Genomic DNA, 12,849 nt, shown 5'->3' on the forward strand with positions numbered 1-12,849 from the left:
AGCAGATGGGTTGGTAAAGCACTCTTTCTTCGACGGCAAAACTGGGCCAGTGGCCACATACCAAGTCAGATTAGCTTTGTCAAGGTAATATCACCTTAACCAATAACAAGCACCAAAATATAACGAATAGTTTTACTTTTATTTAATCACTATTTAAAGGCTTGAATCGCTGCTTTATACATTAAGATTGCCAAGGGAATATTGGATAAAGCGAAGACAACAAAGCGAAATTCTATTTTATTCACTAAAGCCTGAACAAGACTATGAATCACTCTTAAACCCACATATACCCAAGCAGTATAAACGATAAACTCCGTGGCTGTACCTAGAAAAGCCAATGAGAAAACTGCTGCGTAAAATAGAGTAGGCTGCTCCATTAAATGATTATAATTATCCGCCTTCCATCTAACCCTTGCCGGAAGCTGTGACATTTGGACTCCGGATGGCACTTCAGAGTCCAACTTCATTTTCATAGATGCAATCGCCGGCAATCTTGTTGCATACATCCAAAACCACATAACCATTGACCAAACCAGCAAAGCCACCACCGGTTGAATTAATTGAACCGTTGAATTCATCTTATTTCCAATAGTTAAATTTTTATTTCCAATAATGCACTGGACCATTAGGGAAGCAAAATTACGAAGCTTAAGTTACATCACCTCACCCACCAACTCATAGCTATAAAACTTAATCTAACTCAACATGCAAAAGCAGGTACGGATTCCCTCAACCATCAAACTGCAATTCAACAACATTAACGTCTAACTTTCTTAAAAACCCAGGAATTGACCTCTATGCTCATCGATATTTTTCTGTTACTCCTAACTTTTATCAAATATCTAGCACAGCAAGGGTACCGGCCTCAGACCCTATCAACTCAAGCGCAATAAGCAACATTTCAACAATCCTATCATTCACCTTACAGAAACCAAACCCCCAACTCCATTTATCACGTACAGCAAATCAACTTTATAAAAATATTGCTGCACAACAAAAACTTACATTTAAAAAACACCTATATTTATTTGATATTTGTTACCATACACTCATAAAACTCTGGAGCTTCAGAGGACTCAAGCTTACTGACTTTTGCTACATTAATTTTGAAAAAACACCCCAAAAACTAAAGTGAAAAAATATCCCCCAAATAGACTGCGTCACATACCACTAACCATTTTACTTACCACCCCTTGATTGCGATATTCTGGAAGAATAAAGATATCAGGCAATTCCGGCATTTACATCCCAATAATTTCGGCTTGCTCCATAACTACAAAACCAGCAACCCCACTTTCAATCAGAATATATATGCATCACATTCTTCGTTGCCAGATATCACATCATTTGGATGCTCTTCATCTATATCGTACCGACCTCTACTATCAATATCTTCCAAATTAAAGGAGCTCTGATGATATTGATAGAACTGCCACAACATAAAAACGCGCCTGCATTATCTCTAATAGCCTTACACAATATAATTTCATATATCCTTGCAGACTCATAAAGTGATAATTTCAACCATCATTATCATAGCTGTCATCTAATATGGAAATTCGCTCCTGGCTTAAAATTTCCAGCAAGTCAATCAACCACAAAAATAGAACGTTAGAACTAAATAGAATCATTTGTTATATTTTCACCCCCCTTACCAGAGACCACTTTAAAAAATTGATCACGGAAAAATTTTTTAACAGATATTAATTACTAATAAGAGGTATTTATAAAGGGAAACCAAGCTCAACGCAGAAACAAAAAACTATTCCATTTACCAGCGCCAAGTCACCGCTAGATAGGGTCCATGCTGGGTAATATCATAGGCAAAGCGACCATCAGAAAGTCGATCGGAATAATTAATACTGTAATATTGGTAGCCCAGGCGCAATGAGGTGGTTTTCCAGGCGCGCCAGTCTAATCCTGCCAATAGATTCCACTGCAAATCATCACCACCAGCTCCAAAACCGCCGATTTCGGTACGCGCCCCCAGGGTCAGGCAGTCATTCACAGCAAAGCCCACACGGGTACCAATAGTCGGCTCCCACCAACTTTTGCGGCCGCCCAAACGATTTTGGATTTCTGGCATTCTGCCGATATCAATACCCACGCGGGCTTTCACTTCCTGCCTCAGGCGATTCCAACGTACACCCACGCCTATATCCCAAAAATAGCGCCGCTCGCTTTCGCCAAAATGGCCTTGCAGTACCCGGTAAGCGCCAAATGCAGCCACCCACGCCTGATGAACATCCACATTCACATCGATATCAACATCTATATCCAACTGGGGATTTCGGGGTGGCGCAATCGTTGTGCCCTCATTTAAATTGAGGTGTACATAATAGAGGTCAGAAACTAGTCCAAAGCGTCCTCTCCAAGCTTCCAGACGTACAGAAAAAGCCGCATTCAGGAGCTCTAGGGTTTTTCTTAAGTTCAGATCTACATCCACAGTGGTATCCGCCACTGTGGCCTTTCCTTTGGTGCGAAGTGGCAGAAAAATGTAGGGGGTGGCCGCAAAGCGCCAGTCATCTACGGTTGTCGCAGGGGGGCGGCTCTGAGGCGCATATTGGGCTGAAATTGCACACGAAAAAAAAAGCGCTATTAATCCAGAAATAATTGCCACCGCCCTTATTACTGACAAGAGCATCTCCATTTAATGGTTTTACCGAGGTTCAATCTCAATAAGCATCCATTAAGAATAGATAGCGATAGCCAGGCGGGGAATTGACCAAAGGGAAAGCACCGCGCCGGAAATGGCGCGGCAGCTGTAGGCACTTGGGATAGTGCGCAGGGTTTACGTTTTTGCTCGCTTAGTCGTTCACTTCAGGGCGCATATGCGGGAACAGCAGTACGTCGCGGATCGATGGAGAGTTGGTAAACAGCATTACCAGGCGGTCGATGCCAATGCCCTCACCAGCAGTGGGCGGCAGGCCGTATTCCAGCGCGCGGATATAGTCGGCATCGTAATGCATGGCTTCGTCGTCACCGGCATCTTTCTCCGCAACCTGGGCTTTAAAGCGTTCGGCCTGATCCTCCGCGTCGTTCAACTCGGAGAAACCATTGGCAATCTCGCGGCCGCCAACGAAGAATTCAAAGCGGTCGGTGACAAACGGGTTGTCATCGTTGCGGCGAGCCAGCGGAGACACCTCGGTTGGGTACTCAGTGATAAAGGTCGGCTGGTCGAGGCGGTGCTCTACAGTCTTCTCGAAAATCTCGATCTGTACCTTACCCAGGCCCCAGCTGCCTTTCAGCGGGATTTCCAGCTTCTCGGCTACCGCGCGGGCGGATTCGATATTGTCGATATCGGCCGCAGTCAGTTCCGGGTTGTAGTGCAGAATGGAGTCGAATACAGACAAACGCGCGAACGGCTTGGAGAAGTCGTAGCTGCTGTCCTGGTATTCCACAGTGGTGGAGCCCAGTACATCTTCACAGATTCCGCGCAGCATCTTCTCGGTGAGGTCCATCAGGTCGTTGTAGTCCGCATACGCCTGGTAGAACTCAAGCATGGTGAATTCGGGGTTGTGGCGCGTGGACAGGCCCTCGTTGCGGAAGTTGCGGTTGATCTCGTAAACCCGCTCAAAACCACCCACAACCAGACGCTTCAGGTACAGCTCCGGGGCAATACGCAGGTACATATCGATATCCAGCGCATTGTGGTGGGTAACGAACGGACGCGCGCTGGCACCACCGGGAATAACTTGCAGCATGGGCGTTTCCACTTCCATAAACTGCTGGCCATTGAGGAAGTCGCGGATGTACTCGATCACTTTGGAGCGCACTCGGAACACTTCGCGGGCTTCTGGCGTGGCGATCAGGTCCACGTAGCGCTGGCGATAGCGCATTTCCTGGTCGGCAATGCCGTGGAATTTTTCCGGCAGCGGGCGCAGCGCTTTGGTTAGCAGGCTGTACTCTTCACAGTTGACGTAGAGATCGCCCTTGCCGGATTTGTGCAGTGTGCCTTTTACGCCGACGATATCGCCGATATCCCAGGCACCGAAGCGCTCTTTAATATCTTTTTGTGCCGCTTTATCGGCATAGAGCTGGATACGATCAGATACATCCTGGATCACCATAAAGGGTCCGCGTTTAGCCAGGATTCGCCCCGCTACGCACGCCCGTTTACCCAGTTCTTCCAGCTCCTCTTTCTGTTTATCGCCGAACTCAGCTTGCAGGTCGGCAGCGAGGTTCTCGCGGCGAAAACTGTTGGGGAAAGCATTGCCCTTCTCGCGTAGAGCGGAAAGCTTGGTGCGGCGCTCGGCGATCAGTTTGTTTTCGTCTTGCTGGATATCAGTCATGGTGATCTATCAGTTTTGTGAGTGATATTACCCCTCGTCCCATTAGTGAGAGACGAGGGGCGCGGTGAGAGTGGAGTCTTTAAATCAGAGGCCGGCTTTGAGGCTGGCTTCGATAAACTGGTCCAGGTCTCCATCCAGTACTGCCTGGCAGTTGCTGGTCTGGACACTGGTGCGCAGGTCCTTGATACGCTGGTCGTCCAACACGTAGGAGCGGATCTGGCTGCCCCAACCGATGTCGGCCTTGCTGTCTTCCATGGCCTGCTTCTCTGCGTTGCGCTTGAGCATTTCCTGCTCGTACATTTTTGCGCGCAGCATTTTCCAGGCTTTATCGCGGTTCTGGTGCTGGGAGCGCTCGCTCTGGCACTGCACGACGATACCGGATTCTGTGTGGGTCAAACGCACCGCAGAATCGGTTTTGTTCACGTGCTGACCACCGGCGCCGGACGCGCGATAGGTGTCTTCACGCACCTGGGATTTGTCGATTTCAATCTCGATATTGTCATCGATTTCCGGTGACACAAATACCGAGCTGAAAGAAGTGTGACGGCGGTTGCCGGAATCAAACGGCGATTTGCGCACCAGGCGATGTACACCGGTTTCTGTGCGCAGCCATCCGAACGCGTGGTCGCCGGCGAAATGCACAGTGGCACTTTTGATACCGGCCACTTCCCCCGCGGAGACCTCTTCCAGGGTGGTCTTGAAGCCGTGGGCTTCACCCCAGCGCAGGTACATACGCAGGATCATTTCCGCCCAGTCCTGGGCCTCGGTACCGCCGGAGCCAGCCTGAATATCCAGGTAGGCATTGTTCTCGTCATTCTCGCCGGAGAACATACGGCGGAATTCCAGAATCCCCAGCTGCTGCTGGAGACCTTCGATCTCAGTGGAGACCTCCCCTACGGAGTCCTCATCATTTTCCTCGACTGCCATTTCCAACAGTTCGCGGCAATCGGCAATGCCGGAGTCGAGGTTTTCGATGGTATTAACCACCGTTTCCAGGGAAGAGCGCTCGCGCCCCAGTTCCTGTGCGCGGTTGGGGTCGTCCCAAACGCTTGGCTCAGCCAGCTCCAGCTCTACTTCGGTGAGACGTTCTTTCTTGCTGGCGTAGTCAAAGATACCCCCTAAGAACGTCAGTGCGCTCTTCGAGGTCTTTTAATTGATTGAGGAGGGGATTGATTTCCATGAACTTTCGGTGTCCGGACAAAATAAAAAGCGGCGCGCATTCTACCGCAGCGCGCGGGGGTCCTTCCAGTCAGCCAGCCGCTGTAAATTGCGCAAAATCCCTATTTGCAGAACTGACCGGATAACTTCTGCAAAATCGCGCAGTCCGGTGAGTCATCACCGGCACAACTGTCGATAAACGAATGTAGGGTTTCACGCATTGCCAACATATCGCGCAACTGGGTTTCTAGCATGGAGAGTTTTTCGTGCACCAACTGCTTGGTTTCACGGCTGTGTCGCTCGGGATTACCCTTAAGCCCCAACAGAGTGCGTACCTCCTCTATGGAGAAGCCGCAGGCGCGAGCGCGCTGGATAAAGCGCAAGGTCTCCAGATTGTCCTCGGTGTAATGGCGGTAGCCATTGGCCTTGCGCGCGGGAGTCACCAAACCGATCGATTCATAGTGGCGCAGGGCCTTACTACTGAGCCCCGAATGCTGTGCCGCCTGAGAAATATTCACTGCCAACTCCCAACCTATTGACCACTAGAGTTTACCCTTAAGCGCTGTTATCCCGGCACTGGGAAAATTGATACTGCATCTTTTCGGCGGGGTCGTAACCCAGCTCCAGGGCGGCATCCAGAGCATCCATACTGATCAAGTGCAACAATATATCCCCTGTGGGCGCACCACAGACAGCCGGAAACATTCGATCTGTGCGCACACCGCAGCGGGATTCCTGCACCATCAAACCATTTTCCCGTAACTTGGCCTGACTCTGCTGTAAAGTCATGCCACCGCCCTCACACTGCTTGCGGCCACTCTTGCGATAGACCCAAACCAGTTCGCCCGACCTAGTTGCGGGAGGGTTGGACGTCACCTCTGGCTGACTGGAGCCCGGGGTATTCTCTACCTGATTTTCCATAGCCTTTTCCTCCTTGGCTCCACCGCAGGCCGCCATAGCCAGTAAAGTCAGCACCAGCAAAGCAGACAATTTTATTTTCACCATCACACTTCCTCCATAAAGCAATGGCCACCCAGCTTAAGACAGCGCCAGCCAGGCTCCCACCAGTAACATCAAAGTACCGGAAATACGGTTAATTAAACGTACATTTTCAGCGCGTTCCAGCAGGCGACTGAGGGCCTGACCACCCCCAGCGTAAATCAGCAAACACAAGGTTTCCAGCAACAGTATGGTGGCGATCAACATAGAAAGCTGCGGTGCCAAGGGCTTGCTTTGGTTGATAAAGGGCGGCAACAGAGCAATAAAGAAGGCCCACCCCTTAGGATTTGCAACCGCAGTAATAAACCCCTGAACCATCAGCGCTTTTGCGGAGGGCCGGGCGCGCCCCTGTGCCGCATCAAGAGAAGCCAGCTGCCCCCGGGAACGCCACATCTGTATACCCATCCAGGCGAGGTAGGCGCCACCGCAGTATTTAAATAGCTGAAATACAGTGGGATACTGCACCATTAGCACCGCCGCACCGAGCACCGTAGCCAAGGCCACCAGCGCTACTCCTACCAGCTCGCCAACCATCATCCACAGGGTGTGGCGCACCCCCACCGTAATACCAAGGCTTAGGGCCAGCATCATGCACAGTCCCGGGGTTACCGAGGCAAAAAAACTGGCGGGGACAAAAAGCGCGAGTACAGACAATTCCATTGTATTTTCCTAGTGATGGGTACCACTGTGGTTCCCATAATGGCTTACCAGCATCCCAGCCAGCATCAGGCCACAGCCAATCAATTCTGTGGTGTTAAGCATCTCATTAAGGAATAACCAGCCTGCCGCTAGAGCAAACACCGCCTCCAGGCTCATAATCACCGTGGCGTGGGATGGTGCCGCATGGCGCTGAGCCAACAACTGGAAAGTAAATGCCAGCGCAGTGGAGAAAATCATCATGTAGGCGATCGGCCAGGCCGCATCCACAGCGGACTGTATCGTTGCCTGCTCGGTGAAGAGGGATGCCAGGGCCGACAACAGACCACAGACCAGAAACTGGATACAGGCCAGACGCAGTGCATCGTAGCGTTTCACCAAGCGATCCGCAGAGAGCACCTGGATGGCGAAGACAAAAGCACTGGCAAACACCATCAGGTCGCCAACTAACTGAGATTCTTCACTGAAGTCCGCCAGCCAGTAGAGGCCAAATAAAGCCAGACCAATACCGCCCCAAGTCCAGCGATTGGTTTTATGCCCGAGGGACAAACCGATAACCGGCACCAACAGGAGGTAAAACCCGGTGATAAAACCAGCGCGGCCAGCAGTGGTGTAGAGCAGGCTGATCTGTTGCAGCGCCGCACCTAGGAACAACCAAAAACCGAGTAGAGCACCGCCGGGTAAACAGGCTCTCCAGCGGTGGCTAACGGTATGTCCGTTCGCCTCGCCAGGTTGGGCATCTCTGCGCGAAGATAGCCAATAAACGATAGGCACTAAAATAAGGCCGCCGAGGATAAAGCGCCAGGCATTGAACGCCAACGGCTCAATATCTGCCATGGCGATCTTTTGTGGCACAAAGGCGACGCCCCAGAAAAGAGCGGCTAATAACAGCAGGACTTCGGCCTGGACTTGTTTACGTTTCACTACTTTTTACTTCCAACCACTTTTTATTACTGTTGTGAACAAGCTCCAAGCAATTCACAACTTTCCGAAAGGTGCTCCTATATAGCCTCCAGCAGGCTCACCATTAATTGCAGGGATTCGCGCCCACGAAATTCATTGACGTCTAACTTGTAAGCCAGGCGCACTCGCTCGGTGGGCTGCGGCCACTGGTCTGTATCTATATTAAAAGCAATGGCATCAAGGGCCAGCTGTGGCGCCTGCGGCGGAGCGACCACCATTTTCAGGTGCCGCTCGCCGACAATGCGTTGCTGAAGCAATAGAAACTCGCCATCGAAGACCGGCTCGGGAAACGCCTGCCCCCAGGGGGCACAGGCACGCAACAGGGCCGCGGTTTGCAGGGTGTAGTCTGCAATATCCAATTCACCATCGGAATCGATCACGGCCTGCAATTGATTCTCATCCAGGCGCTTGCGCACCACTCGTTCAAACTCCGCCCGGAAAGCATCGAGGTTTTGTGCAGGCAGACTCAACCCTGCGGCCATGGCATGACCGCCGAATTTACTGATCAGCTCAGGATTGGCTGCGGCCACATCGCTCAGGGCATCGCGGATATGCAAGCCGGGTATGGAACGTGCCGAGCCTTTTACCAGGCCGTTATCCCCTTCGGCAAAGGCAATTACCGGGCGGTGGAATTTCTCCTTGATACGACTGGCAAGAATACCCACCACCCCTTGATGCCAATTGGCATCGTAGAGACACAGGCTCCAGGGAATTTCCCCCTCCAGCTGCAGTTCTTCCAACGCCGCTAGAGCTTCCCGCTGCATACCCTGCTCTATGGCCTTGCGGTCCCGGTTGAGCATATCCAGCTCCCCCGCCAACTCACGAGCTTCACTGGGATCGCGGGTCAGGAGGCAGCGGATGCCTGTGCCAATATCATCCAGGCGCCCGGCCGCATTGATACGTGGCCCCAGGATAAAACCAATATCGGTGGTGGAAAGCCTGCGTTGGTCTCGCCCGGCCACCTCTAATAAAGCGGAAATACCGGGTCGGCAGCGCCCGGAACGAATACGGGCGATACCCTGGTGCACCAGAATGCGGTTGTTGTGATCCAGCGGCACCAGGTCAGCGACAGTGCCGAGCGCCACCAAATCGAGATATTCAGCCATATTCGGCGGAGCGATACCGCTCTGCGCAAACCAACCGCATTCCTGCAGGGCACTGCGTAGACGACTCAACAGGTAAAAGATAACTCCCACACCGGCGAGATTCTTACTGGGGAAATCACAGTTCGGCTGGTTCGGGTTCACAATGGCATCGGCATCCGGCAGCTCACTGCCGGGCAGGTGGTGATCGGTTACGATCACTGTCATGCCTGCGGCCTTGGCCGCCGCCACCCCATCAATGCTGCTGATGCCGTTATCCACAGTGATCAGCATATCCGGGGCGTAATCCTTGGCCACCTCTACGATTTCCGGGGTGAGGCCGTAACCAAAATCAAAGCGGTTCGGCACCAGGAAGTCCACGCCCGGCGCACCCATGGCCCCCAGTGCCAGCACGGCGAGCGTGCTGCTGGTGGCACCATCGGCATCGAAGTCACCGACGATCAAGATTTTTTGCTGCGCCCGCACGGCTTCCACCAGCAGTGTCACCGCTGTATCCAGCCCCCGCATCGACTGGGGTTGCTGCAGCTTGGCGAGACTGTGGTCCAGGGCCTCCTCGCTGACGATACCGCGACCTAGCAGTACCCTCTGCAAAATTTTGGGGGTTTCAGAAGCAAAACGGCCAGTGGAAAAATCCACTGGCCGCCGCTGAATTGTTGTATTCATTCTCTCTCAGCTATTTTTAATCCGGCCGCCAAGTCCCTCGCTGCGCCAGCTAGTGCCCTTCGGACAGCATGGTCGCCATATAGTCGTGCACCTGGGACAAGTCGTTGGGCAGCACCTTGAATCGCTCTTCGCGTTGCCAGAGGTCCTGCATATGGGCCGGCAGGGGAATTTCGGTTTGTGGCAGTGCCTGCGCCACAGCATCGGGGAATTTTGCCGGGTGTGCGGTGGATAAGCAAACCATTGGCTGCTCGGCGGAGCGGCGCACCCTTCTTGCGGCCTCGACACCAATAGCGGTATGGGGATCGAGCAAATAGCCGGTCGCCAGGTACTGCTCACGAATCACCTCAATAGTACGCGCATCGTCGACCCTATAGCTGGAAAATGTCTTTTGGGCCTGCGCCAGGGCCGATTCGCTCAAGTGCATAGGTACACTTCGATCTGCCAGCAACTCCGCCACTGCGGCACCATCGCGGCCGTAGAGATCAAACAGCAGGCGCTCAAAATTGCTCGACACCATGATATCCATGCTGGGCGACAGGCTGTGTATCAGCGGTTTGGGCGTGTGATCGTTATCGCTGATGCAGCGGTGCAGGATATCGTTGGCATTGGTAGCGATCACCAACTGGTCGATTGGCAAACCCATCTGCTTTGCCAGGTAACCGGCAAAAATATCGCCAAAATTGCCGGTGGGCACGGAGAAATTTACCGTCTTATCTGGTGCGCCCAGTCGCAAGGCCGCGTAAAAGTAGTAGACAATCTGCGCCATAATGCGCGCCCAATTAATGGAGTTCACCGCCACTAAACGACGCCCATCGGGCAAAAAGGACTGGTTGGCGAAGCTGGCCTTCACCATATTCTGGCAATCGTCAAAATTACCTTCCATGGCGATATTGAACACATTGTCTGACAACACTGTGGTCATCTGCCGGCGCTGTACTTCTGAGACCCGATTGTGGGGATGCAAAATAAAAATATCGATATTGTCGCAGTGGCGGCAGCCTTCAATTGCCGCCGAACCGGTATCCCCCGAAGTCGCCCCCATCACCACCACGCGCTCACCACGCTTTTTCAGCAGGTGGTCGAACAACTGACCGAGAAACTGCAGGGCAAAATCTTTAAAGGCCAGAGTCGGGCCGTGGAAAAGCTCCAGAATCCACTCGTTGGTATCGGTCTGCACCAAAGGCGCTACCGCCCTGTGACGAAACTGCCCCTGCCCCAAACCATAAGAGCGCTCGATAATATTGCGCAGCTCCCGCTCACTAAGATCCTCTCCCACAAACGGCCGGATAATTTCAAAAGCCAACCGCTGGTAATCCATACCTGCCATAGCCGCAATATCCTTGCTGGAAAAGTGCGGCAGTGACTCGGGCACATAGAGACCGCCATCGCTGGCGAGCCCGGTGAGGACAGTATCGGCAAAAGAGAGAGACGGCGCGCGGCCGCGGGTGCTGACAAATTTCACGGTGTTGTTTCGCTCTTGGATCTCGTAGGCAATAAAGAAAACTGGCGCCTATTCATAGAGAAAGGCACCATCTAGCAATAGGGGAGAGGGCTTAACCGAGGCTCTCCACGCGAATACGCACCACTTTCCCTTCAACCGTATCCAGGGCCTCAATTTGTGTAACCGCTTCGCGCAGGCAGGCCTCCCTGGCACGGCTGGTGAGAATCACCACTGGGACCAACTCTTCCCCATCGACCGGCTCGTGCTGGATCAGGGCCTCAATGCTGATGCCCTGATCGCTACAAATAGTTGCCACCTTGGACATAACACCCGGCTTATCATGAGCGGAAATACGCAGGTAATAGCTGGTGACCACCTCTTCCTCCGGCAACACCAGGGTATCGCCCTGCTCTGCCAAGGCCACCCCGGCAGCCGGTACCCGCTGATCCGGCTTGGCATCCAGGGTGCGCGCCACATCGACAATATCGGCAATCACTGCCGAGGCTGTAGCTTCGGCACCGGCGCCTGCGCCGTAATACAGCGTTGGCCCCACCGCATCGCCGTTGACCAACACCGCATTCATCACACCATTTACATTGGCGATCAGGCGACGCTGTGGAATCAGGGTTGGATGTACCCGCAGTTCCACCCCCTGCTCTGTGCGGCGTGCGATGCCCAGATGTTTAATGCGATAGCCGAGTTCATCGGCATAGCGGATATCCTCCGGACAAATGCGGCTGATACCCTCGGTATATACCTTGTCGAAGGCAAGCGGGATAGTGAAAGCCAGGGAGGCCATAATTACCAGCTTGTGCGCAGCATCGATGCCTTCTACATCGAAGGTCGGGTCTGCTTCTGCATATCCCAGAGCCTGTGCCTGAACCAGAGCCTCATCAAAACTGCGCCCCTTCTCGCGCATTTCAGTGAGGATATAATTTCCTGTGCCATTAATAATGCCGGCGAGCCATTCGATGCGGTTGCCCACCAGGCCTTCGCGCAGGGATTTAATAATAGGGATGCCGCCGGCCACGGCCGCTTCATAGGCAATGGTGACGCCCTTTTGTGCGGCCAGTTCAAACAGCTCATTACCGTGCTCGGCGATCAGTGCCTTGTTCGCGGTCACCACATGCTTGCCGTTTTCAATTGCCACCAAGACCAGCTCGCGCGCTACCGTGGTGCCGCCAATCAGCTCCACCAAAATGTCGACATTGGGGTTGTTGGCGACATCGAAGATATCGCGGGTAACATCCAGCCCACTGGTATCGCAATCGGGGTTGTCGCGGCGGGCCCCGACCTGCTCAATCACTACCGAACGGCCACAACGCGCGGCCACTTCGTTTCCATTGCGCGCCAGGACATTGATTGTTCCGCTGCCCACCGTGCCCAAACCGCAAACACCAATACGCACTGCACGCTGCGGCTCTACCGCAGGCATCTGATCCGCCGCCTCTGCGACGTCTTCAATTGTTGCGCTCACAAATTCCCTCCGCGCGTAGGCCCCCGGTAATGCACCCCAACCTAAAATGCCACACCAGGAGAAGACGCAATAAAAACAAATAAAATTAACAAAATA

Annotated in this window: 11 protein-coding genes; all 11 read right to left on the minus strand. The window is 52.9% G+C overall.

The genetic code is table 11. The features are described 5' to 3' along the window. Positions 1-149: 149 nt before the first annotated feature. A complete protein-coding gene (locus ACJJJA_RS16470; protein WP_444902796.1) occupies positions 150-578 on the minus strand; it encodes an MAPEG family protein in 429 nt (142 codons plus the stop codon). A 1,193-nt stretch (positions 579-1,771) separates the two neighbouring features. Continuing rightward, on the minus strand, positions 1,772-2,638 hold the full coding sequence (locus ACJJJA_RS16475; protein ID WP_444884199.1) for a hypothetical protein: 867 nt from the start codon (positions 2,636-2,638) through the stop codon (positions 1,772-1,774). Between the two features lie 169 nt (positions 2,639-2,807). Then, positions 2,808-4,292, minus strand: coding sequence for a lysine--tRNA ligase (gene lysS, locus ACJJJA_RS16480; RefSeq protein ID WP_444902797.1), 1,485 nt, complete (start codon positions 4,290-4,292; stop codon positions 2,808-2,810). A gap of 84 nt (positions 4,293-4,376) precedes the next feature. Beyond that, positions 4,377-5,472, minus strand: a protein-coding gene (gene prfB, locus ACJJJA_RS16485; protein ID WP_157533496.1) for a peptide chain release factor 2 whose coding sequence is annotated in 2 segments (ribosomal slippage) — positions 4,377-5,399 and positions 5,401-5,472 — 1,095 coding nt in all. Because the reading frame shifts where the segments join, the coding sequence is not laid out codon by codon here. A gap of 100 nt (positions 5,473-5,572) precedes the next feature. After that, positions 5,573-5,968 carry a MerR family transcriptional regulator gene (locus ACJJJA_RS16490; RefSeq protein WP_444884197.1) on the minus strand — a complete coding sequence of 132 codons (396 nt, stop codon included), beginning with the start codon at positions 5,966-5,968 and terminating at the stop codon, positions 5,573-5,575. 37 nt (positions 5,969-6,005) lie between these two features. Next, positions 6,006-6,455, minus strand: coding sequence for a hypothetical protein (locus ACJJJA_RS16495; protein WP_444884196.1), 450 nt, complete (start codon positions 6,453-6,455; stop codon positions 6,006-6,008). Positions 6,456-6,488: 33 nt separating this feature from the next. Next, positions 6,489-7,109 (minus strand): LysE family translocator, encoded by a 621-nt coding sequence (locus ACJJJA_RS16500; RefSeq protein ID WP_444902798.1) that lies wholly within the window; start codon positions 7,107-7,109, stop codon positions 6,489-6,491. Positions 7,110-7,118: 9 nt separating this feature from the next. Further along, positions 7,119-8,030 carry a DMT family transporter gene (locus ACJJJA_RS16505; protein WP_444884194.1) on the minus strand — a complete coding sequence of 304 codons (912 nt, stop codon included), beginning with the start codon at positions 8,028-8,030 and terminating at the stop codon, positions 7,119-7,121. Between the two features lie 77 nt (positions 8,031-8,107). Then, positions 8,108-9,835, minus strand: coding sequence for a single-stranded-DNA-specific exonuclease RecJ (recJ, locus tag ACJJJA_RS16510; RefSeq protein ID WP_444884193.1), 1,728 nt, complete (start codon positions 9,833-9,835; stop codon positions 8,108-8,110). 49 nt (positions 9,836-9,884) lie between these two features. Then, entirely contained in the window at positions 9,885-11,297 is a 1,413-nt protein-coding gene (gene thrC / locus ACJJJA_RS16515) for a threonine synthase (protein WP_444900211.1), read from the minus strand. 91 nt (positions 11,298-11,388) lie between these two features. Beyond that, positions 11,389-12,711, minus strand: coding sequence for a homoserine dehydrogenase (locus ACJJJA_RS16520; protein WP_444905257.1), 1,323 nt, complete (start codon positions 12,709-12,711; stop codon positions 11,389-11,391). Positions 12,712-12,849: the final 138 nt, after the last annotated feature.

Source organism: Microbulbifer mixtoriginis (SeqCode) (genome assembly GCF_052466865.1).

Coding starts and splice junctions, on each gene's coding strand:
- lysS (WP_444902797.1), bottom strand. CDS start 4,292: ATGACTGATATCCAGCAAGACGAAAACAAACTGATCGCCGAGCGCCGC.
- ACJJJA_RS16470 (WP_444902796.1), bottom strand. CDS start 578: ATGAATTCAACGGTTCAATTAATTCAACCGGTGGTGGCTTTGCTGGTT.
- ACJJJA_RS16520 (WP_444905257.1), bottom strand. CDS start 12,711: ATGCCTGCGGTAGAGCCGCAGCGTGCAGTGCGTATTGGTGTTTGCGGT.
- recJ (WP_444884193.1), bottom strand. CDS start 9,835: ATGAATACAACAATTCAGCGGCGGCCAGTGGATTTTTCCACTGGCCGT.
- ACJJJA_RS16500 (WP_444902798.1), bottom strand. CDS start 7,109: ATGGAATTGTCTGTACTCGCGCTTTTTGTCCCCGCCAGTTTTTTTGCC.
- ACJJJA_RS16495 (WP_444884196.1), bottom strand. CDS start 6,455: ATGGTGAAAATAAAATTGTCTGCTTTGCTGGTGCTGACTTTACTGGCT.